Source organism: Nostoc sp. 'Peltigera membranacea cyanobiont' 232 (assembly GCF_002245985.1).
Classification (GTDB): Bacteria; Cyanobacteriota; Cyanobacteriia; order Cyanobacteriales; family Nostocaceae; genus Nostoc.
On sequence record NZ_NOLK01000008.1, the window covers coordinates 71,634 to 93,622 of the forward strand.

General features: G+C 43.0%; 18 protein-coding genes and 1 pseudogene. 11 read left to right on the top strand and 8 right to left on the bottom strand.

All coding sequences use genetic code 11. The annotated features are described in order from the left end of the window. Positions 1-162 precede the first annotated feature (162 nt). Positions 163-897 (top strand): class I SAM-dependent DNA methyltransferase, encoded by a 735-nt coding sequence (locus tag CDG79_RS04635; RefSeq protein ID WP_094341083.1) that lies wholly within the window; start codon positions 163-165, stop codon positions 895-897. Positions 898-1,047: 150 nt separating this feature from the next. Here the strand turns inward: CDG79_RS04635 and CDG79_RS04640 are convergent, their stop codons facing one another. Continuing rightward, positions 1,048-1,449, bottom strand: coding sequence for a hypothetical protein (locus CDG79_RS04640; protein WP_094341115.1), 402 nt, complete (start codon positions 1,447-1,449; stop codon positions 1,048-1,050). A 187-nt stretch (positions 1,450-1,636) separates the two neighbouring features. Between CDG79_RS04640 and ppsA the strand changes: the two genes are divergently transcribed. The 4 genes from ppsA (at position 1,637) to CDG79_RS04660 (ending at position 6,672) form a co-directional block, all read left to right on the top strand. Then, positions 1,637-4,138, top strand: a complete 2,502-nt coding sequence (ppsA, locus tag CDG79_RS04645) for a phosphoenolpyruvate synthase (protein WP_094341084.1) — start codon at positions 1,637-1,639, stop codon at positions 4,136-4,138. Between the two features lie 12 nt (positions 4,139-4,150). After that, positions 4,151-4,585, top strand: a complete 435-nt coding sequence (locus tag CDG79_RS04650) for an element excision factor XisH family protein (protein WP_094341085.1) — start codon at positions 4,151-4,153, stop codon at positions 4,583-4,585. Then, positions 4,555-4,914, top strand: coding sequence for a XisI protein (locus tag CDG79_RS04655; RefSeq protein ID WP_094341086.1), 360 nt, complete (start codon positions 4,555-4,557; stop codon positions 4,912-4,914). The genes CDG79_RS04650 and CDG79_RS04655 overlap by 31 nt, the downstream gene beginning before the upstream one ends. Before the next feature lie 159 nt (positions 4,915-5,073). Next, a complete protein-coding gene (locus tag CDG79_RS04660; RefSeq protein ID WP_094341087.1) occupies positions 5,074-6,672 on the top strand; it encodes a dolichyl-phosphate-mannose--protein mannosyltransferase in 1,599 nt (532 codons plus the stop codon). A 155-nt stretch (positions 6,673-6,827) separates the two neighbouring features. On the opposite strand, the gene trmB is transcribed toward CDG79_RS04660, so the two are convergent. Beyond that, positions 6,828-7,493 (bottom strand): tRNA (guanosine(46)-N7)-methyltransferase TrmB, encoded by a 666-nt coding sequence (trmB, locus tag CDG79_RS04665; protein WP_094341088.1) that lies wholly within the window; start codon positions 7,491-7,493, stop codon positions 6,828-6,830. Positions 7,494-7,984: 491 nt separating this feature from the next. On the opposite strand from trmB, the gene gyrA reads away from it, so the two are divergent. The 4 genes from gyrA (at position 7,985) to CDG79_RS04685 (ending at position 13,485) form a co-directional block, all read left to right on the top strand. Then, positions 7,985-10,627, top strand: a complete 2,643-nt coding sequence (gene gyrA / locus CDG79_RS04670) for a DNA topoisomerase (ATP-hydrolyzing) subunit A (protein ID WP_094341089.1) — start codon at positions 7,985-7,987, stop codon at positions 10,625-10,627. Continuing rightward, positions 10,608-12,242, top strand: a complete 1,635-nt coding sequence (gene lnt / locus CDG79_RS04675) for an apolipoprotein N-acyltransferase (protein ID WP_094341090.1) — start codon at positions 10,608-10,610, stop codon at positions 12,240-12,242. The genes gyrA and lnt overlap by 20 nt, the downstream gene beginning before the upstream one ends. Positions 12,243-12,405: 163 nt before the next feature. Next, positions 12,406-12,741: a DUF4870 domain-containing protein gene (locus CDG79_RS04680; protein ID WP_094341091.1), complete on the top strand. Its 336-nt coding sequence runs from the start codon at positions 12,406-12,408 to the stop codon at positions 12,739-12,741. Between the two features lie 348 nt (positions 12,742-13,089). Further along, positions 13,090-13,485: a hypothetical protein gene (locus tag CDG79_RS04685; RefSeq protein ID WP_094341092.1), complete on the top strand. Its 396-nt coding sequence runs from the start codon at positions 13,090-13,092 to the stop codon at positions 13,483-13,485. 235 nt (positions 13,486-13,720) lie between these two features. Here the strand turns inward: CDG79_RS04685 and CDG79_RS04690 are convergent, their stop codons facing one another. The 3 genes from CDG79_RS04690 to gap all read right to left on the bottom strand — a co-directional run bounded on the left by CDG79_RS04690 (position 13,721) and on the right by gap (position 17,840). Continuing rightward, the gene (locus CDG79_RS04690) at positions 13,721-14,725 is read right to left on the bottom strand and encodes a transaldolase (RefSeq protein ID WP_094341093.1); all 1,005 of its coding nucleotides are present in this window, start codon (positions 14,723-14,725) and stop codon (positions 13,721-13,723) included. Between the two features lie 254 nt (positions 14,726-14,979). Continuing rightward, on the bottom strand, positions 14,980-16,410 hold the full coding sequence (gene pyk, locus CDG79_RS04695; protein ID WP_094341094.1) for a pyruvate kinase: 1,431 nt from the start codon (positions 16,408-16,410) through the stop codon (positions 14,980-14,982). A gap of 389 nt (positions 16,411-16,799) precedes the next feature. Next, positions 16,800-17,840 carry a type I glyceraldehyde-3-phosphate dehydrogenase gene (gene gap / locus CDG79_RS04700; RefSeq protein WP_094341095.1) on the bottom strand — a complete coding sequence of 347 codons (1,041 nt, stop codon included), beginning with the start codon at positions 17,838-17,840 and terminating at the stop codon, positions 16,800-16,802. 152 nt (positions 17,841-17,992) lie between these two features. Here gap and CDG79_RS42090 point away from each other — a divergent pair, with 152 nt between their 5' ends. Next, on the top strand, positions 17,993-18,211 hold the full coding sequence (locus CDG79_RS42090; RefSeq protein ID WP_189524881.1) for a hypothetical protein: 219 nt from the start codon (positions 17,993-17,995) through the stop codon (positions 18,209-18,211). On the opposite strand, the gene CDG79_RS04705 is transcribed toward CDG79_RS42090, so the two are convergent. From CDG79_RS04705 to CDG79_RS04715, 3 genes are read right to left on the bottom strand one after another with little or no spacing between them, the layout of a single operon-like run. Next, complete coding sequence (locus CDG79_RS04705) at positions 18,194-19,234, bottom strand: DUF2891 domain-containing protein (protein ID WP_094341096.1); 1,041 nt, start codon at positions 19,232-19,234, stop codon at positions 18,194-18,196. The two genes, CDG79_RS42090 and CDG79_RS04705, sit on opposite strands and share 18 nt — an antisense overlap. Continuing rightward, positions 19,177-19,479 (bottom strand): hypothetical protein, encoded by a 303-nt coding sequence (locus tag CDG79_RS40740; RefSeq protein ID WP_223278009.1) that lies wholly within the window; start codon positions 19,477-19,479, stop codon positions 19,177-19,179. Before CDG79_RS40740 ends, CDG79_RS04705 begins: the two co-directional genes overlap by 58 nt. 33 nt (positions 19,480-19,512) lie before the next feature. After that, complete coding sequence (locus CDG79_RS04715) at positions 19,513-21,099, bottom strand: B12-binding domain-containing radical SAM protein (RefSeq protein ID WP_094341098.1); 1,587 nt, start codon at positions 21,097-21,099, stop codon at positions 19,513-19,515. A gap of 546 nt (positions 21,100-21,645) precedes the next feature. Between CDG79_RS04715 and CDG79_RS43400 the strand changes: the two are divergent. Beyond that, positions 21,646-21,828 (top strand): annotated as a pseudogene (locus tag CDG79_RS43400) (hypothetical protein); the annotation flags it as partial. Positions 21,829-21,989 lie beyond the last annotated feature (161 nt).

Consider the following 21,989-nt stretch of genomic DNA (forward strand, 5'->3'; position numbering starts at 1 on the left):
ATATAATGCGGTGCGTTAGGCTAAAGCCGTAACACACATTAGCTTAAGATTCACTCCAAGAGAATAAGATTAATTGGTCTGAAGCAGGAAGTTAATGCTGATTCTAGCAGCGATTTCCAATCACTTTCTCATACACAATCTTAAAGTATCTTAATAAGCAATATGAATAAGTGGTACAAAGAAGACCTCGCATTTATTCATAATGACGGTTTCCGTGATTTCGCTCTTAAATCTGCTCCTGGAATTTTAGAAATCTTCGCTCAAAACAAAATACATGATGGACTAGTGGTTGACTTGGGTTGCGGTAGCGGATTATGGGCACAAGAACTTATCAAGGCTGATTATCATGTTCTTGGTGTTGATATTTCTGAGTCGATGATTAATATTGCCCGCACAAGAGTGCCAGATGCCGAATTTCGGATCGATTCATTATTTAAGACAGATATTCCGCTATGCAATGCCGTCACGTCCATTAGTGAATGCATCAGCTACCTGTTTGATGCAGATAGCGATCGCCATCTTGTTCAGCTTTTCTGGCGCATTTATAATGCCTTAACTGCTGGGGGTGTATTCATCTTCGACATTGCCGAAAAAGGACAAGTTGCACCAGGTACTACAACTAAGGGTTTCACTGAAGGAGAAGGCTGGATAGTACTAGTTGAAAAGTCAGAAGATCGAGAACAAAAAACTTTGACTCGCCGAATTACCAGCTTCCGTAAGATAGGAGAACACTACAGACGATCTGACGAAGTACACCAGGTGCGGTTATACGAAGCAACAACTATTGCAAGTGAACTCTGTGATATTGGTTTCCAAGTTGAAACAACTCGTAGTTATGGTCAATACGTTCTACCAAAGGGTCATGTAGCATTTATTGCACGCAAACCAGGATCGTAAATATCTGAATCAAATCCAATATCTAATTTTTTTGTTATGGTGATCCTAAAGGAATTGTTAAATACTTACGAGGTGTCAATGGAGTGAGCAATGGATTAACTTGTATATTAAAATACAAACACTTATAAATAATTTATCTATAAAGTATATCTATTTAGGTTGGGCAATACGCGCTTCAATATCTTCTAATGTTTGTAACAATAGACTCCTTGCCTGCAATTGCCAGCCCCATTTTTGAATTCTGTAAGCTGATACAGTCCCAACTATAGCTGCTAATAAAAAAAAGGGTTGATTTAAAGAAATTCCAAATAACAAACCCAATCCAGCAATTCCCCAAAATGGTAAGGCTACGGTTTGTCTTTGTTCTTCCACAATTTGAGTAATTATATTAGATTGTTTATTAGCTAATAATGCTTCTTTTACTTGTCGCTGTTCGGCTGCCGATACTGTTAAACCTATTTTTCGCCGTAGTTTTTCCATTTTACGGGCATCAGTGCTGTACTCAGTTAACTCATCTTCTGCCATTTTTAGCAGCCGTTCTAGTTGTGCCATTTTATATTGCATCCAGTATTTTGATACAACTATTAACTTGAATAATTGTTAATTTTTATTGACTATAGCGTTGTATTTAATCACCAAATTTAAAGTTACACGACAGAATGAAAAATCTAAAATTAAAGATGGGAAAAATATACTAAGTTAACCACTTACAAATTGAGTATAAATTTAAAAGGTAATTATGACTACAGTATCTAAAAGTACTTTATCTCCATCTGCTCAAGAGCGATCGCTCATCTTGTGGTTTGATGAAGTTGGCATTGCTGATATTCCGTTAGTTGGTGGTAAAAATGCCTCACTGGGGGAAATGATTCAACAGCTAACGCCGAAAGGGATTAACGTTCCTAACGGATTCGCCACCACTGCTTACGCCTATCGTCATTTCATCAAATCAGCAGGTTTAGAAGCAAAGCTACGCAAACTCTTTGCCGACTTGGATGTTGAAGATGTCAAAAATTTACGCGAAAGGGGGAAAAAAGCGCGATCGCTATTAATCCACACTCCATTTTCTGTAGAATTGCGAGAGGCGATCGCCACAGCCTACCAAAGTCTTTGCAAACAATACCATGTAGAGACAGATGTGGCAGTCCGTTCTAGCGCCACCGCCGAAGACTTACCCGATGCTAGTTTTGCCGGACAGCAGGAAACTTATCTCAATGTTGTCGGTGTGGAAGGAGTTTTAGCAGCTTGTCACAAATGCTTTGCTTCCATATTTACCGATCGCGCCATTTCTTATCGCCACACTAAGGGATTTGACCACTTTAGCATTGCCCTTGCCGTTGGTGTGCAAAAAATGGTGCGCTCTGACTTAGCAACCTCTGGGGTGATGTTTTCCATTGACACAGAAACAGGCTTTAAGGATGCAGCACTGATTACAGCCGCCTACGGTTTAGGTGAAAACGTTGTCCAAGGTTCTGTAAATCCCGATGAATATTATGTTTTTAAACCAACTTTAAAAGCTGGTTTCCGCCCAATTATTGATAAAAAATTGGGTAGTAAAGAACTGAAAATGATTTATGATGACGGTTCCAAATTTACGAAAAATGTGTCTGTTTCGCCCAGCGACAGAGGCAAATTTGCCCTGAGTGATGAAGAGATTTTACAACTAGGAACTTGGGCGTGTTTAATTGAAGATCATTATTCTCAAGTCCACGGCATTTTGACTCCGATGGATGTTGAGTGGGCAAAAGATGGAATTACTAACCAACTTTTTATTGTGCAAGCGCGTCCCGAAACCGTCCAGTCGCAGAAGACAGGAAATGTGCTGCGGAGTTATCGGTTGGTATTGGGGAATCGGGAATGGGGAATAGGGAATGGGGAAAAATCTCCTAACTCTTCACTCACCGATTCTCAATCGCCAATTCCCTTGGTTACGGGAAGTGCAATTGGAGAAGCGATTAGTCAAGGGAAAGCCCGCCTAATTTTAGATGTTCAGAAACTCGAACAGTTTCAACCTGGGGAAATTTTGGTGACAGAAAGAACTGACCCCGATTGGGAACCAATTATGAAACGCGCCAGTGCAATTGTCACCAACTCTGGTGGTAGAACATGCCATGCCGCGATTATTGCGCGAGAATTGGGTGTACCTGCGATCGTGGGATGCGGCAATGCTACAGAAATTTTGAAACCTGGTCAAGAGGTGACAATTTCTTGCGCCGAAGGAGAAGAGGGAAAAGTTTATGCAGGTTTATTACCTTTTGAAGTCGAAGAAGTTCCTTTAGAAAACTTACCGCGCACCCATACTCAAATTTTAATGAATGTGGGTAATCCCCAAGAAGCATTAAGTTTATCGGCAATTCCTAATGATGGCGTAGGTTTAGCACGGACAGAATTTATCATTGCTAACCAAATTCAAATTCATCCAATGGCGTTGATTCATTATGAATTATTAAAAGATGAATTTGCAAAAGCTAAAATTGCTGAAATTACCTCGCTTTATAATGACAAACCCCAATATTTTGTAGATAAATTAGCTCAAGGCATTGGTAGAATTGCCGCAGCATTTTATCCTAAACCAGTGATTGTGCGAATGTCAGATTTCAAAAGTAATGAATATGCGAATTTGTTAGGTGGGCGACAGTTTGAACCCCATGAAGAAAACCCAATGCTGGGTTGGCGAGGAGCAGCACGTTACTATGATGAAGGCTACAGAGAAGCTTTTGCTTTAGAATGTCATGCCCTCAAACGGGTACGGGAAGAGATGGGTTTAACGAATGTTATTCCGATGATTCCCTTTTGTCGTACTCCTGATGAAGGGCGGTTGGTTTTGGCAGAAATGGCGAAAAATGGTTTAAAGCAAGGTGTTAACGGCTTGCAGGTTTATGTGATGTGTGAGTTACCCAGTAATGTTATTCTGGCTGAGGAATTTGCCGAGGTATTTGATGGTTTCTCCATTGGTTCAAATGATTTAACTCAACTGACACTAGGGATAGATAGGGATTCGGCGTTGGTAGCGCGATTGTTTGATGAACGTAGTCCAGCTGTCAAGCGAATGGTAAAAATGGCCATAGAAGCGGCGAAAAAATGCGATCGCAAAATCGGCATTTGTGGACAAGCACCCAGCGACTATCCAGAATTTGCTCAGTTTTTAGTTGAACAAGGAATTGACTCAATTAGTCTGAATCCAGATTCGGTTTTAAAGACAATGCTGGAAGTGGCAAAAGCTGAGGGTAATAATTCGTAATTGGAGTAATTTATGCCAGCTAGAGACCGTTACCACGAGAATGTTAAAAATGCCCTCATCAAAGATGGCTGGACGATTACCGACGATCCGTTTCATCTGAAGTGGGGAAAAAGGGATATGTATGTTGACCTGGGTGCAGAGAAATTGATTGCTGCTGAAAAGGAAGGACAGCAGATAGCCGTTGAGATTAAAACGTTTCGAAGCGTATCGGACATGACCGCTCTTGAACACGCATTGGGACAGTACCTTGCATACCGCTCTGTGATGACTAGAACTAATCCCGATCGTGTCCTCTATCTCGCCGTTCGTGACGAAGTATACGCCGATATCTTTGATGAGCCAATTGCTAAACTTTTAGTAGAAGATTACAAAGTTCATATTGTTCTATTTCAGCTAGAGCAAGAGGTTATTTTTAGATGGATACCTTGGAGAAATACAGGCAGTTGATTCGGAATATTCTGATTGAACATACAAAAATCCCCTTCAGTGCTGGCAATATTCAATTTGAGACAATTTTCGACAACGAACAAGACCGCTATCTCTTGATGATTTTGGGAAGAGAACCAGCCTATGATTTGTCTCCTACTGTGACTCGACGCGTTCATGGCTGTCTGATTCACATTGATATTATTGATGGCAAAATTTGGATTCAACGTGATGGTACTGAAGATGGGGTAGCAACGGAACTGGTGAGCGCTGGTGTACCAAAGGATCGGATTGTGTTGGGATTCCGGTCTGAAGAACTGCGGGAAGATTCAGAATTTGCGATCGCATAACCAACAATAGTTGAACTTCTGGATCGCTGCCTGTAATATAGCGATCGCCATATTTTGTTTGTGTAATGGGAATAAGGAACAGGGGGATATTAACCAATGCCCAATGTCCAATGCCCAATGCCCAATGCCCAATGCCCAATGACTAATGACTAATGACTAATGACTAAAAAATGGTTCCGAATTGGGATGTTGGGTATATTTATCCTCTCACTCGCCTTACGGTTTTGGGGACTGGAGCGATTCAACACTCTGGTATTTGATGAAGTTTACTTTGCCAAATTTGGTAATAATTATCTCACACATACGCCATTTTTTAATGCTCATCCGCCGCTAAGTCAATATATGATCGGCATCGGCATTTGGATTGGCAGTCACATTCCTTTTTGGCACGATACAGTAAATGGGTTGACGGGTTCAATGCGATCGCCCTGGACTTATCGGTGGTTAAATGCCCTCACAGGCTCATTTATTCCTTTAGTTGTGGCTGCGATCGCTTATCAGTTGAGTTATCGCCGTAGCTTTGCAATCATAGCAGGTTTGTTTACAGCTTGTGATGGCATCTTTCTCGTTGAATCTCGCTATGCTTTAAGTAATATTTATATCGTTATCTTTGGTTTATTAGGGCATTGGTTTTTATTATTGGCATTAGATAACCAAAATCGGCGACGTTCATTTTGGTTAGTTTTTGCTGGCATTGCTTTTGGTGCATCAGTGGGTACTAAGTGGAACGGTTTATGGTTCCTATCAGGTGCTTATCTTATTTGGATAGTAGCTTGGGTAATTCAGGGAATACATTCTTTTCCTAACCCCAAACTCTTTTTTACATCCCCTTTATTTAATGAGGCAGGAGGCAGGAGGCAGGATAGCGCAGCGTTAGCGAGTCTGGGAACGTCAACAGGGGAGGGGGGACAAGAGGTAGAAGGCAGGAGGCAGGAGACAGGAATTAGTACTTGTTCTTCTCCCTCTACACCATCTCTATCATCTCAGACACCACTACAAAATTTGACTCAAATAAATATTTTCCAGATGTTATTTTATCTAGGAATTATCCCAGCTTCTATCTACAGCATCATCTGGATTCCCCACCTTCAACTAGATAAAACTTATGGATTTATAGAAGTACATCGGCAAATTTTGAAATTTCATTTACAACTAGGTGGTAATAGTCCGAACGTGCATCCTTATTGTGCTGCCTGGTACAAATGGCCTTTGATGACTCGACCAATGGCATATTATTATCAAACGGCTGAAAGTATCACCGAACCATTACCTGTAATGGGGCCACCTTTGCCTGCTGGTGCTGGAAAAGTTATTTATGATGTCCATGCAATGGGTAATCCATTTTTGTGGTGGTTTGGTGTTGCTGCCATATTATTTTTAGCAGGAATGTTAGTCGCACAAATCGTAATGCCTTGGGTGAAGGAAAAGCGTTTTTCTGTGCCTGCAATCCTTAGTGTTGATACTTGGATTGGATTGTATTTAGTTATCAATTATGCTGCTAACTTAGCACCTTGGGTGGAAGTGACGAGGTGCGTTTTCATCTACCACTATATGTGTGCAGTAGTATTTGTATTTTTAGCGATCGCTTGGTTTGTCGATCAGTGTCTTCGCAGTTATTATCAACAACTCCGGGTTTTAGGTGTCACCATTACTTTTATCATTCTGGCTGCTTTTATTTTCTGGATGCCTATTTATTTGGGTTTACCCCTTTCCCCTGACGGTTATAAAATGCGAATGTGGTTTAACTCTTGGATTTAAAGGGGCATGGGGAAGAATTCTTATAACTCCTATTTAGTATTCGGTTATTGATATCTCTAAGTAAGTGGATCAAATTAAATATAAAACCTCACCCTGCCTCTGGCTTCCCTCTCCTTAGTAAGGAGAGGGATTGAGGGTGAGGTTTGATCTTATATTTAATTACGCCTACCTACATAATCTCTAGTTATTACCCTTTCAAACAAAACCCGATAAACAGGTTCACCCTTTTTTTGCGTGCCTATTTCCCGTTCTGTGGGGACTGGTAGTGGATTTTCTGCTAACCATTCTCCTGCACCAACTTTCTGATAAGCTGGGTTAGCAGCGAAGCGATCGCGCATTTCCACCGCGATAAATTCCATATCTGATTGCACAAACACAACCCCACCAACCGCCAGATAAGTAGCTAACTCTGCCACTAATTCTGGTTGCACTACACGGCGTTTAGCATGGCGGGTTTTAAACCAAGGATCGGGAAATTGAATTGTAACGCGCTGTAAACTTCCTAGAGGGAGGGAAGATAAAAGTGAGTCGAGTGAATTATTCACATTGCAAAATAAGTAATGCAGGTTTGTGAAACCCAACTCAAAACGTAACTTATCCGCTTCCACCACCAGAGGTTCACGAATTTCTAAACCTAGATAATTCCAATTAGGTTCTATTTTGGCCATATTTAACAAAAACTGTCCTTTCGCGCAGCCAATATCTAAATGTAGTGGTTGATTTGGCTTTGCATAAATTTTTTCCCATTCAAGGGGACTTGCTGCTGTTTGATACTTTTTAGCAAGTGGATTAACATGCTGGCGGACTCGGACTGCTGCCAAAATTTCCTCTCCTTTACGTGAAAATATCTTGTTGATTCTGAATACTAAATTTTTGCGAGTTTTCCTTTAATTACATCTTGGAAGGCTTTCTCGAATTCTGCTATTTATCAAATATAAACTATCAATTATACCTGCATTTTTAATCCATTATTCAGCGACAAATATGTTAAAGAAGGATTATCAGAACAATAGCTTATAAAGCAAATGTTAGATTATTTTCTTAAATTTATCCTGTCAGATTTCAAGTTCAACAAATTCGCACTGAGCAACCTTTTATTCTACTGCTCTTGTTAAATAGCTAAAAGCTTTTCAGATGTGAGTTATTATATCTTTTTTTACTAGATATTTGGATTAGCTGACCAGACAAAAGAAGGCAATAATATGCTAGGATTGTATCAAATTATGGCAATTATTCAAGAGCAATTTAGCATAATTTTGCGCTTTGCCGAGTAAAAAAGCTAAAATCTACGATTTTTGGAGATTTTTAGGTTATGACAACCTCACAGGAGAGGATTATCCCGATAGACTTGCGAACCGAAATGTCGCAGTCTTATCTGGAATACGCCATGAGCGTGATAGTGGGTCGGGCGTTGCCAGATGCCAGGGATGGTCTAAAACCTGTGCATCGTCGCATTCTCTACGCAATGCACGAGCTAGGTCTACTTCACGATCGCCCCTTTAAGAAATGTGCCCGTGTAGTGGGGGAAGTGTTGGGTAAATATCACCCCCACGGCGACACGGCAGTATATGATGCCTTGGTGCGGATGGCGCAGGATTTCTCCATGCGATCGCCCCTAGTTAACGGACATGGTAACTTCGGTTCGGTAGACAACGATCCACCAGCCGCCATGCGATACACAGAATGTCGCTTACAAGCTTTAACTAGCGCTGGTTTACTGCACGACATCGAGTATGAAACTGTAGACTTTGCCGATAACTTCGACGGTTCGCAGCAAGAACCCACAGTCTTACCCGCACGGATTCCCCAATTGTTGCTCAACGGTTCCTCTGGGATTGCTGTGGGCATGGCAACCAACATTCCGCCCCACAATTTGGGCGAATTGATTGATGCTTTGGTGGCTGTAATCCACAATCCCGAAATCACCGATCTCGAATTAATGCAGTATGTCCACGGCCCAGACTTTCCGACTGGGGCGCAAATTTTAGGAACATCTGCCATTCGAGAAGCTTACACTACCGGGCGCGGTTCCATTACCATGCGTGGTGTTGCCAACATTGAAACCGTTGAACAACGGGGACGGCCAGATAGAGAAGCAATTATCATCACCGAATTGCCCTATCAAACCAATAAAGCGGCGCTGATTGAAAAAATCGCTGAAATGGTGAACGAGAAGCGGCTAGAGGGCATTGCAGATATCCGGGATGAAAGCGATCGCGACGGGATGCGAGTTGTCATCGAACTTAAGCGTGATGCTTATCCTCGCGTCGTTCTCAACAACCTCTACAAACAAACGCCACTGCAAGCCAACTTTGGGGCGAATATGCTGGCGTTAGTAAATAGCGAACCCCAGGTACTCACCCTCAAACAGTTTTTAACCGTCTTCTTAGATTTCCGCATCGAATCTATTGCTAGACGCACCCGTTACGAACTGCGGAAAGCTGAAGAACGCGATCATCTCCTGCAAGGGTTATTGATTGCCCTAGCCCAGTTAGATCCAATTATTGTCTTGATTCGCCATGCACCCGATGCACCCACAGCCAAAGGTGAGTTAATCACAACTTACGGACTATCGGAAGTGCAAGCAGATGCAATTTTGCAGATGCAATTGCGGCGGTTGACTGCCTTAGAAGCAGACAAAATCCGTTTGGAACACGAGGAATTACAAGCGAAAATTATCGACTTGCAAGATATTTTGGCACGCCGGGAGAGAGTGCTAGAAATCATTGAAACCGAAGTCGCGCAATTAAAAACTAACTTTGCCACACCCCGCCGCACGGTGATTTTACCAGGGGAAGGGGAATTAGACGATCGCGACCTAATTGCCAATGAGAAAGCAATAATTTTAGTTACAGAGCAAGGTTACATCAAACGGATGCCAGTTAACACCTTTGAAGCGCAAAGCCGTGCAACCAGAGGTAAAGCCGCAGCCAAGGTAAAAGATGATGATACCATTGAGCATTTCTTGACTTGCTGCGATCACGATAGTATTTTATTCTTTAGTGAGCGTGGTGTTGTTTATTGCCTGAGAGCTTATCAAATTCCAGCGAGTTCGCGTACCAGTCGCGGGACACCAATTGTCCAGATGCTACCCATTCCGAAAGAGGAAAAAATCACCTCAATTGTCCCTGTTGACGAGTTTAGCAACGAAGAATATCTGGTCATGCTCACTAAGGGCGGCAATATCAAGAAAACCGAATTGGCAGCCTTTAGTCACATTCGCGCCAATGGTTTGATTGCCATTTCCTTAGAAGAAGGCGACCAACTGCGCTGGGTGCGACGTGCCAGAGTCGAGGATAGCGTAATCATTGGTTCTCGTAACGGCATGGCGATTAACTTCCGGTGTAACCACGAACAACTGCGTCCTTTAAGTAGGGCAACTCGTGGGGTGAAAGCCATGAAACTCAAAAATAAAGATGAACTGGTGGGTATGGATATTCTGCCCGCAGCAATTCTGGAAACTTTGGATATAGTTACAGAAGCCGAAACAGAAGATATCGAAACAATTGAAATAATTGAAACAACCGAAACAATCGAAGCAATCGAAACAGAAGATATCGAAATTACCGAAACTAATGAAGAGTCCGCAGAAGTGCCTAGCAGTGGCATTGTTGGCCCTTGGGTGTTGGTAATTACAATGGGAGGATATGGTAAGCGCGTACCAGTTGCCCAATTCCGCCTGCAAAATCGTGCTGGTCAGGGTTTAATGGCAACCAAGTTCAAAAACCGCAAAACTAAAGACAAGCTGGCAACCTTACGCATTGTCAATAATGATGATGATGAAATCATGATGGTGACAAATCGCGGTATTATCATTCGTCAAGCGGTAAATGCGATTTCTATCCAATCGCGATCGGCAACTGGAGTCAGAGTGCAGCGCTTAGATGAAGATGATGCTATTACCGGAGTGGCAATAGTTCCACCTGATGCTGCCGATGCAGAAGAAGCAGAGTAAGAAGCAGGGGGAGCAGGGGAAACAGGGGGAGAGGTTTATCTCTTTACTTCCTTGGTTAATTGCCTTAGCTAGCGGCATTTTAATGGGGCTAACTGTAGCCCCAGTGGGTGCATGGTTTTTAGCTTGGATTGCCCTAGTTCCTTTATGGGTGCTAGTTGTCACTTCAACCAAACGCAAAAACCAATCCCCCCCTGCTCCCTTATCTTCCCCTGCTCCCCCAGCTTTCCTCTGGGGTATTGGTTTTCACGGTGTCGCCCTATTCTGGATTACCGGAATTCACCCCATGACATGGTTGGGTGTTCCTTGGTTGCCGAGTTTGGCAATCACACTTTTTTGTTGGGGATTTATCAGTGTCTTGGGAGGGGTGTTCCTGACTATTTGGGCGGCTGTGATGGTTCGCCTGGTTGGACAAAAACCGTGGTTGCGTGTACTTATTGGTACAGCCGTCTGGTGTGGATTAGAGAGTCTGTGGAGTGCGGGGCCTCTGTGGTGGAGTTCTCTTGCTTACACACAAAGTCCGCACAATCTCGTAATTGTCCATTTGGGTCAACTCTCTGGGCCTAATACTGTGACAGCAGCAATAGTTGCTGTGAATGGGTTAATTGCTGAAGGATGGATGAACCACAGAGATGCAAAGGGCGCAGAGAGAATTTCCTCTGTGTTCTCTGCGCCTCTGCGGTTCGTTAATAAATACTTCGTAATCGCCACAGGATTATTAATTACCCTACACTTGATTGGTTTTATCTTATACAGTCGTCCCATTGCCCAACCCCCAGAAGCAGCCTTAAAAGTGGGGATTGTTCAGGGTAATATCCCGAACCGACTTTTACGAAGTTCCGAAGGGTTTCGTCGCGCTCAAGAAAATTACACCAATGGATATCTAACTTTAGCAGACCAAGGTGTAGATGCAATTCTCACTCCAGAAGGAGCCTTACCAATTTTCCAGCGTAACTTGATGCAAACTGCCTTAGTCGCAGCAGTGAAGGAAAAAGGTGTGGTTGCTTGGATTGGCGCTTTTGGCGAACGGGGAGACAGTTATACAATTAGCTTGTTTACTTTCAACAGCAAGGGGGAAATTGTCAGCCGCTATGATAAGTCAAAGCTAGTACCTTTGGGAGAATATATTCCCTTTGAAGGAATTTTAGGCGGAATAGTTCAACGGTTGTCGCCTTTGGATGCACACCAAGTTCCGGGTTCAGCAAATCAGATATTTGACACTCCATTTGGTCGCGCGATCGCTAGTATATGTTATGAATCTGCTTTTCCTGAACAATTTCGCCGTCAAGCTGCTGCGGGTGGGCAATTTATCCTCAGTTCTTCTAATGATGCCCATTACACTGCATCGATGCCATTCCAACACCATGCACAGGATATCATGCGGGCAATTGAAACCGATCGATGGTCAGCACGGGCAACTAATACCGGATATTCAGCCTTTGTAGATCCTCACGGTAGAACCTTGTGGATGTCTGGATATAATACTTATGAAACTCATGCTGAAACAATTTATCGGCGACAGACACAAACTTTATATGTGCGTTGGGGTGATTGCTTAACACCTTTGTTGCTAGCATTGAGTATCTTAGGATGGTTTGTGCAGAGATTGATTAATTAACGCTAAGGAGTCGTGTAAAAATAAGTTGAACAATTTAATATTTGTAGTGCGGGCATCTTGCCCGCGCCAGTTAAGATGCACGCACTACTTATTTTTACTTGATGCCTAATATCAGATCGTACTAAATAGTCACTACTTGAATCTCTAAAAGAGGAATTGTGGCATGGAAGACCTTCAGCAACGCAAGCTTTTATCAGCCCTAAGCCACGGAGCAATATTTTTTAGCTCTACGATTATCTCCATTGGCATACCTATTGCAATTTTGTTAATTAGCAATGACCCGATTATCAAAAATAATGCCAAAGAATCACTAAATTTTCACATAAATCTTTATATTTATGTAATTATCTTTGCATTGTTGATTGTTGTGGGAATTGGTATTTTGTTGTTGATTGTGTTGGGCATAGTCAGTTTTATTATGCCAATTATTGCCATTATTCATGTTCTGAACCAGCCGAATGTGTCTTACCGCTATCCCTTTATTTTCCGATTTGTTTAGTTAAAAAAGTTGTACATTTGTAGATTGAGTTGAGCAATAGCGAAACCTAATAAGTCTTATCATAGATTTTAGATGTAGGCATCAATTCAACCTACAGGAGTTAGTGTTTTGTTATCTAATTAAACTTTATTGTAATGTAGCAAAGCTTTCTCGAAGTAGGACTAAGTATTAAGTAATTTACTAGTTTATGTGACACAGTTCGAGCCAATTTACAATTAGCCATAAGGATGAATTTTAAATCCAATATTTCATACCAAATTAAGTTTAAAAAAAGCGTATAAGCGATGATTTGCGGACTTTCAAGTGTTTTAATAAAGTTATTACCGAAAGTCTAGTGGAAGCAAAAACATGAAAGGTTTTAGGAAGTTATCCTCAATAGCACTATTGCTATGTGCCTTTGTGTATCCGCCCTCATTAGCTGAAGCAAAAGATATTTCTTTAAGTAATGTTCGCAATGAACAGAGGGCTGTAGCAGAAGCTAACCTAATTGGAGATAAAACTGGAGAGCTTTTAATTGCTCAACGAGGGCCAGAACGATACCGAGAGATTAGAAGACGAGAGTTCATCCGACGGCGGCAGATAATCCGACGACAGGAGCGTTTTGAACGATACGAAAATAACCGACGACGGGAGCGTTTTGGACGATACGAAAATAACCGAGGACGGGAGCGTTTTGGACGATATGAAAATAACCGAGGACGGGAGCGTTTTGAACGATACGAAAATAACCGACGACGGTATTGATGATTGCCGATCCAACTAAGGAGTCGTGTAAAAATAAGTTGAACAATTTAATATTTGTAGTGCGGGCATCTTGCCCGCGCGAGCAAGATGTTTGTCCTTCCCTGCGGGAGGCTGCGCCAACGGACACGCTCTCGCGTTCGCACTACTTATTTTTACTTGATGCCTAAACCAATTGTTAATGGTTAGTGGTTATTAAAATAACCACTAACCATTAAATAATGACTATCGTTACGTTCTAATGACTTGCTACAACTTCTCCTTCAAGGCGAACTAGTCGGTCTGCCAAAAGTTTTTCTAGGTCTTCTAATGCCTTGGTGAAACCTTTGATGCCCTCATCTAGTTTATCAGTTGCCATGCGATCGCCAGCGTGCATTTTTTCATAGCTAGCTTTGTCAATGGATATCTTTTCGATTGACAAGTTTGCTACCTTGGCAGGGTCAAGTTTACGTGGCAGTTCTCCCACTGTTGTCTGCAACTCAGCCAAAAGTGATGGAGAAATTGTCAGCAAATCACTACCTGCAAGTTCAGTAATTTCACCAAGATTACGGAAGCTAGCTCCCATAACTTCGGTTTTATAGCCGAATTTCTTGTAGTAGTTGTAGATTTGGGTTACAGACAAAACTCCTGGATCTTCGGTTGCTGGGTAGCTATCGCGTCCGGTATCCTTTTTGTACCAGTCGAGAATCCGACCGACGAAGGGAGAAATTAGGGTAACGCCAGCTTCTGCACAGGCGATCGCTTGGTGAAGACCAAACAACAAGGTAAGGTTACAGTGAATACCTTCTTTTTCGAGAATTTCCGCAGCGCGAATGCCTTCCCAAGTTGTGGCAATTTTAATTAAGACGCGATCGCGGCCAATTCCAGCAGCTTTATACTGAGCAATTAATTCCCGTGCCTTAGTCAGAGTAGCTTCGGTATCGTAAGACAAGCGAGCATCTACTTCTGTAGACACGCGACCGGGAATAATTTGTAAAATCTTTAATCCAAACGCAACTGCTAAACGGTCAAAAGCTAGAGAAACTATCTGTGCTTGGGTGGCTCCGGCTCCAGCATCTTTCTTCGCTTGCAGTAAAGTTTGATCGACAATTCCCTGATATTCTGGCATTTGTGCCGCAGCAGTAATCAGAGAAGGATTGGTGGTGGCATCTTGGGGTTTGAACTTTTCAATTGCCTGGATATCCCCTGTATCTGCCACTACAACAGTCACTTGTCGCAATTGTTCTAGTAAATTCTTAGACATAAAAGACTCCGTGATGAATGTTACAGGATTTACTTATTCCCCAGTTCTTTATAGCGGTTCTCGTTTACGTGAGGTACACCCGTAGGGGCACGGCACTGCCGTGCCCCTACACCTCGTGATGTAATGTTGTACCGCATCTGAATGGGAACCGCTATACACTCTTTACTGTCCCTTCAATTCTGATTCTGGCAATCTTTCTTAATGATTGCCTAATTTTGCTTACTATCTAGAGCCACAGCCCTATTCTAGATGCCTTATGCCGAAATTGGCTGTCCAATGGAATGCACTTTGATTAAACTAGTTGTGCCCGATTTACCAATTGGAACGCCAGAAGTAATCACTACTTTATCGCCCTTATTCGCTAGACCCATATCTACAACTGTGTTCACCACATTGGTAAACATCTCTTCAGCATTGTGGACTGGTGGGATTAGCAAAGCTTCCACACCCCAAGAAAGGGCTAGTTGGCGATAAGTAGTGATGTCAGAGGTGAGGGCAATAATGGGAGAAGTTGGCCGATATTTAGATACCATTCTCGCTGTACTTCCTGATGAAGTGTTGCAAAGAATTGCCCGTGAACCTGTTTCATAAGCGATGCGACACACTGATTCTGCCACAGATTCGGTAACGCTGAGACTGCCTGCTTCATGACACCAGGCATGTCTGCTACCCTCATCTAGAGCCTGTTCTGTCCGCACGGCGATGTTGTGCATCATCTGAACTGCGGCTACGGGATATTGTCCGACAGCTGTTTCACCAGAAAGCATTACTGCATCCGTACCATCTAAAATTGAGTTGGCAACATCCGTTGCTTCAGCGCGAGTGGGATCGGGGGCGCTAATCATCGACTCTAGCATTTGGGTGGCTGTAATCACGGGTTTGCCAGCCCGATTGCAACGGCGAATAATATCTTTTTGAATCAGGGGTACTTCGTGAATTGGGACTTCCACCCCTAAATCGCCACGAGCAATCATAATCGCGTCGGCAACTTTCAGAATGGAATCAAAATTCTCTACTGCTTCTGCTCTTTCGATTTTGGCAATTAAGCGGATGGAAGCGCCAGCAGCTTCAATCATGCGCTTTGCGGGTTCTAAGTCTTGTGGCGATTGGACAAAGGACACCGCTACCCAGTCTACACCCAACTGAATTCCAAAGCGTAGATCCAGCAAGTCTTTTTCGGTGATGGAACTGACAGGTAAAGGAGTTTGTGGGAGGTTTACTCCTTTATGTGTAGAAATTAACCCGCCAGTTTTCACTTGGGCACGAATGCGATCGGCATCGCGATCGCTAACAATCAACTTAACGCGACCATCATTAATTAAAATTGGTTCACCTGGTCGTACCATTGCGAACAAAGTCGGCAGTGGTAGAGGTATTTCGTCGATACTCTCACCTTTTTCTTGCAAAACAAAGGTGACTTCAGTACCAGCTTCTAAATTTAATCCTTCCGGTGGTAAGATTCCCAAACGAATCTTGGGGCCACACAAGTCTTGCATAATTGCGATCGGCTTTTGCTGCTCAGTGCTAATTTGTCTGAGATAGTGAGCAGTTTGGGCGTGGAATTCATAAGCCCCGTGGGAAAAATTCAACCGTGCCACATTCATTCCAGCTTCTACCAAGCCTTGCAGCTTTTCGGGTGCAGATGTAGCCGGCCCAACAGTACAAATGATTTTGGTTCGACGCATAGGGATTAGGGGTTGAGGAGTAACCTGTGAATTCGTAATTCGTAATTCGTAATTCGTAATTCAGAGACTTCAGATTTTATTTGGGTTTTCGGGTTTAAATCTTTAGCCTTCTTTCAAAGAATTAGTATTACGAGCCAAAAATCACATTTGCTTCATATCACTGGTTTGCTAAATAAAAATACTAGATTGCGTTTTGTTTTCGGCATCTTTCCCATTTGACCCAAATCCCAAAAGTCAAAGGTTAATCACCAATGACCATTAAACAATTCGTAGTTCGTAATTATGTTTTGTAACGGTGATTTCACCCCCGACTAACAACATACAAGCTGTTTATTATTCGTGAGTATCAACCCCTATTAAATTACGAATTACGAATTACGAATTACGAATTATACAACAGATGTCGGGGCGAGTTTTTCCTTTTGTGACATAGACAACATCAGGTCAATCACGCGATTCGAGTAACCCCACTCGTTGTCATACCAGGCAATTACCTTGAAGAAGTTGGAATTCAACTCAATCCCAGCACCTGCATCGAAGATACTAGAATGGGTATCGCCTTGAAAATCTGTGGAAACTACTTCTTCATCTGTGTAGCCCAAAATACCCGCTAGTGAACCTGCGGCAGCCTCCTTCATGGCAGCACAGATTTCTTTATAACTAGTGGCTTTGGCAGTTTTGAAAGTTAAATCAACTACAGAAACATCGGGAGTCGGAACTCGTAATGCCATACCAGTTAACCTGCCCTTCAATTCTGGTAAAACCAGTGCTACGGCTTTAGCTGCGCCTGTGGAAGAGGGAATAATATTCTGGCTTGCACCTCGACCACCCCGCCAATCTTTCTTACTGGGGCCGTCTACAGTTGGCTGAGTGGCAGTCATGGCATGAACTGTGGTCATCAACCCTTCTGTTAACCCAAAGTTGTCATTGATGACTTTAGCTATAGGAGCTAGACAGTTTGTAGTGCAGCTAGCATTGGAGACAATGATATCTTTGCTGGGGTCAAATAGATGATGATTGACACCGATTAACAGGGTAGTAACTCTATCTGGATCTTTGGTGGGAGCGGAAATTATGACACGCTTTGCACCTGCCTTCAGGTGGTTTGCGGCTCCTTCGTGGTCAGTGAAGAGTCCTGTAGCTTCTACGACATAATCTGCACCTAATTTTCCCCAAGGTAACTCTGCTGGATTCCTCACCGACACACAAGGAATGAAGTGTCCGTCAATGAGGATGCCGTCTTCCTTGGCTTCAACCTTGTGCTTTAATTGACCGTGGGTTGAGTCGTACTTTAAGAGGTAAGCGAGGTTATCTGGTGGTACTAGGTCGTTAATGCCCACAAACTCGATATTGGGATTATCGATGCCAGCGCGAAGCACGAGTCGCCCGATTCTACCGAAGCCATTGATACCAACTTTCAATTTAGTCAAGATTAAGCCTCCCGTTGTGGTGGAAGTTGAACAAAAGGAGAAAGTTAAAAGTCAAAATAGATTGCCTTTTACTCTTTACTCTTTGATCCTGACAGTATCAGCAAGTTAAGGCATATTTACTTGGCATCTTTTAAGGATTGGGGCATTGGGGATTGGGCATTGGGGATTGGGAATTGGGGATTGGGAATTGGGGATTGGGGATTGGGAATGGGGAGTTAAGAAGAATCGTAGGTTGGGTTGAACGAAGTGAAACCCAACAAAGCTTTGATAATGTTGGGTTTCGTTCCTCAACCCAACCTACACCTAACTCAGCACGGGCTAAACGCCCCGCTATCGCTAACAGCACTCAGCACTCAACTCATGAGAGGTAATCCACGATTTGTTAGGAGGTAAACAGCAAAAGTTCCTAGCCAGTGACTAGCTGCATAATGTTCAATTACAACATCTGTTAGTCCATGATGACGATGTTGAAGGGCAGCAGAGCGGAGTGTTTCGATGCGGCGATCGCTATTTGCCAATCCAGATACGATCCCCTCAAGCATCCAAGCCCGACTGAGGTTAAGACCGTAAAAGTGGGCTTGCATATAATCTTGGGGATTATCCACTCTGACAGGTTCTAACCAATTTACTGAATTATCAATGGGTATTTGTGGCAGAAAATCAGTCAGCCAGTCGGTAAAATCTGTTGTTGTAAGGACTCGCCGCATTAAGTCTGCTTCAGCAAGTCCAGGGGAGAGAAAATCATAGCCAAGGGGTTCAAATTGTAAGGAGTAGTTGCGATCGCTAAGATAAAATTGCCGTGCTTTGTTCTCTACTAACTGAATAAAATCAGTATTTTCGGTAATCCTTGCCCAATCTAGCATCAAACCAAGTGCAAAAGCTGTTTGGCTATGCATTCCTGTACGATTAGGAAGTCTCAGTCTGTCAATCCAGCGCTGTAAGTTACTCGCAATCAACTTTTCTAGCGGTTCCAATACAACCCGCCATTCTTTCCCTTGAGGATGATTCCACTCGTGAAGTTCCGCAGTCAGTTGCAGAAACCACGCTACACCGTAAGGAAATTCATAAAAGGGTAGCCGTTGGAAATGGGCAATTTCTCCTTGAATTTTCTCAGGTGTTAAACTCTGCCCAAGTGCTTGCTTTGAAGCTGCATTGAATGATGCTTCGGGGAAATGACGCATCAGACGTACCAGCAACCAGTGACCATGTACGGCTGAATGCCAATCTAAGCAGCCATAAAAAGCAGGAGTCAATTTACGCGGTGGTTTGATATCCTCGTCGCTATCAGCCCAATACAAATTACTGTTGGGATACTCCCGCTCGATACAATCCAGCACTAATTGAGCAAATTGTGCTGCGATCGCTTCACTAATCTCCAAATTATCCGATGGCATGGTAACATAATGCAATTTTGTCTAAAAGCGTAGCGTTTTAATGCAAGGGGACACATTAACATTGTATCAAGATGCATTGCCATTGCAGAGGGACGCATTAACATTGCATCAAGATGCATTGCCATTGCAGAGGGACGCATTAACATTGCATCAAGATGCATTGCTATTGCAGAGGGACGCATTAACATTGCATCAAGATGCATTGCCATTGCAGAGGGACGCATTAACATTGCATCGAGATGCATTGGCATTGCAGAGGTATTGCCAAATCTAATTCGCTAGGAATTAACCATCACTTGCGCTTCAGGTTTTACCCTAGCTTCTGCTTCCAAAAATCCAGCTACTTGAGCCTCAATTTCATCCCGGACAATTTGGCGATACTCCAAGAAATGCTCAATTTGGGCACAAACGGCTAAATAGCTACTCACTCCACCCGGATTATGCCGATACATACTCCACAAGTAACGCCAGAATTGCCAGCGCGTTTGACGACGTACACCTTGCCGCCAGCAAATCACCAGCAATGCTCGGAGGACTTTCCAGTTCAATGGTTTCTTGGCAGCTTTGCCCTTTTTCGGATAGGTTGCTTCACCCAAAAGACGGAAGTGTTTGTATGTACGCTCCAAAAACCGCTCTGGCTCATACAAATCACAGAACGCCTGCACATATTCACGAGCAATGTCTTCTAACGGTCGAGTTGGGACAAAGTTCATCAACGTAGTTTGGTTGATGTTGGCTGATTTATTGCGGAGTCGTCCTTCCTTTTCTAATCTATGCCAGAGGGCTGTATCTGGAAGCGCTTGCAACATACTAAATAAGGCTGTGGGAATTGCTGTTTGCTCAACAAACTTGACAATTCGCGCGCCGGCTCCTACTTTCTCGCCATCAAACCCAATAATAAAGCCTGCCATGACTCGTAACCCTGAGCGGGTAATCTTATTCACCGCATCACTGAGTGAGTCTCGCGTATTCTGATATTTCTGAGTGAAAGTGAGACTTTCTTCGTCGGGGGTTTCAATTCCCAGAAAAACGGCTCCAAAATTACACACTACCATCAAGTCCATAAGTTCTTGATCTTGGGCTAAATCAACTGAAGCCTCCGTCGCAAAAGAAAAAGGATAATTATGTTCTACCATCCAGGGCAGAAGAGACTTCAGAAATAATTTGACATTCCGCTTATTACCAATGAAGTTGTCATCCACCATAAAAATACTGCGCCGCCAACCCAGTTTGTAGAGATAATCTAGTTCTGCTAATATTTGTTCTGGGTTTTTGGTGCGAGGTTTGCGACCGTACAGCACAATAATGTCGCAGAATTCACATTGAAAAGGACATCCACGGGAAAATTGCACCGACATCTCCGCATAAGCTTCAAACTCTAGCAAGTCGAAGCGAGGGGTGGGAGTGTTGGTAACATCTGGTTTTTCACCGCCAGAGCGAAAGATACCTGTGCGATCGCCGCGTGCGATCGCTGCTACAAATAAGGGTAGGGTAATTTCCCCTTCGTCTAATATCAAGTAATCTGCCCCGGCGGATGTCATTTCATCTGGTAACGCTGTCGGGAAAGGCCCACCTACAGCTACTCGTTTACCTCTGCGTTTTGCTTCTAATATCTGACAGAGCAAATCTTCTTTTTGCACAATCATCGCCGACATAATCACCAAATCTGCCCAATCCCACTCTGCCTCCGTACAGACGCGAACATTTCGATCTACTAATTTATACTCCCATTCTTGAGGTAATATCGCGGCTACAGTCACCAAGCCTAAAGGCGGTAGCATTGCTTTACGGTCTAATAAAGCCAGTGTTTTTTCAAAAGACCAAAAACTTTTTGGAAAACGGGGATATAGAAGTAGAACATTCATATTTGATGCTTATAAACCTTGATTATCGTTGCTGGCTAAGTTCATGTAAAGGTGAACCAGCCTGACAGCATATTAGAGAAGCTTCTGTATCCAGTAGCTATAACCTCTACTATGACTTATTTAGACAAAGCAATATTTTTTGAGGGGAATTATTACTGCTTTTAGATTGGGGAGGACTCTGAAACTCCGGGCTTATCTTCAGACATGGCAATTTCCGCAAATCTTCAAACATGGGTGGGTGAATGATTTAGTCGGAAATCTCAGGATTTTTGCGACGGTTCTAAAATTTGTTCTTTTTATGATTTGGCAAATTGGCAGCTCTAAAAAAATTAACCGTGTTATCTTCAGTCCTAATACAAGGTGTATTTGCACTTTCAAGCTATTTAGACGGGCTGCAACCCGTCTTTATTTATCGCCAGATTCTTTATAAATATCGATTTTACAAAAAGAACTAGGGATTTTTAGAATAGTGGGATAGGTTCAGGGAATCATCCCAATTTGGCAAAAATATACGGGAGTGATGCAAAAACCCTTTTCAATCCTCTTCCCTATTGTTGCACTCATCACGAGCGTGATGGAAACGCCGCGACAAACATTAGAGCAGAAGGTATCAGAATGATAAAGGCGGAAGGTTCAGCCGTCTCTGCTGTAGGAGGGGTGGTAAGTCCTAATCTTGGGCGAAAGTCTAAGGGACTTCCAAAAAATAAAATATACAGTAGGGTGTGTTAGGCGAAAGCCGTAACGCACCGAGATATCTGGCGGTGCGTTACGCTATCGCTAACGCACCCTACAAAATTGGATATTTTTTTAATTGGAAGTCCCTAAGTTTAGGCACTCCCCCGTGATTACAGAAGCCCAAACTGTACTTGGTACTCCAAGTCAGTGTGGGT

Bases quoted from the DNA above. Each gene is read 5' to 3' on its own strand.
- lnt (WP_094341090.1), top strand. From the start codon at position 10,608: ATGCAGAAGAAGCAGAGTAAGAAGCAGGGGGAGCAGGGGAAACAGGGG.
- CDG79_RS04690 (WP_094341093.1), bottom strand. From the start codon at position 14,725: ATGTCTAAGAATTTACTAGAACAATTGCGACAAGTGACTGTTGTAGTG.
- gyrA (WP_094341089.1), top strand. From the start codon at position 7,985: ATGACAACCTCACAGGAGAGGATTATCCCGATAGACTTGCGAACCGAA.
- CDG79_RS04655 (WP_094341086.1), top strand. From the start codon at position 4,555: ATGGATACCTTGGAGAAATACAGGCAGTTGATTCGGAATATTCTGATT.
- CDG79_RS04660 (WP_094341087.1), top strand. From the start codon at position 5,074: ATGACTAAAAAATGGTTCCGAATTGGGATGTTGGGTATATTTATCCTC.
- CDG79_RS04715 (WP_094341098.1), bottom strand. From the start codon at position 21,099: ATGAATGTTCTACTTCTATATCCCCGTTTTCCAAAAAGTTTTTGGTCT.
- CDG79_RS04640 (WP_094341115.1), bottom strand. From the start codon at position 1,449: ATGGCACAACTAGAACGGCTGCTAAAAATGGCAGAAGATGAGTTAACT.
- CDG79_RS04680 (WP_094341091.1), top strand. From the start codon at position 12,406: ATGGAAGACCTTCAGCAACGCAAGCTTTTATCAGCCCTAAGCCACGGA.
- ppsA (WP_094341084.1), top strand. From the start codon at position 1,637: ATGACTACAGTATCTAAAAGTACTTTATCTCCATCTGCTCAAGAGCGA.
- CDG79_RS04635 (WP_094341083.1), top strand. From the start codon at position 163: ATGAATAAGTGGTACAAAGAAGACCTCGCATTTATTCATAATGACGGT.
- CDG79_RS04685 (WP_094341092.1), top strand. From the start codon at position 13,090: ATGAAAGGTTTTAGGAAGTTATCCTCAATAGCACTATTGCTATGTGCC.
- CDG79_RS04650 (WP_094341085.1), top strand. From the start codon at position 4,151: ATGCCAGCTAGAGACCGTTACCACGAGAATGTTAAAAATGCCCTCATC.
- CDG79_RS04705 (WP_094341096.1), bottom strand. From the start codon at position 19,234: ATGCCATCGGATAATTTGGAGATTAGTGAAGCGATCGCAGCACAATTT.
- CDG79_RS40740 (WP_223278009.1), bottom strand. From the start codon at position 19,479: ATGCATCTCGATGCAATGTTAATGCGTCCCTCTGCAATGGCAATGCAT.
- pyk (WP_094341094.1), bottom strand. From the start codon at position 16,410: ATGCGTCGAACCAAAATCATTTGTACTGTTGGGCCGGCTACATCTGCA.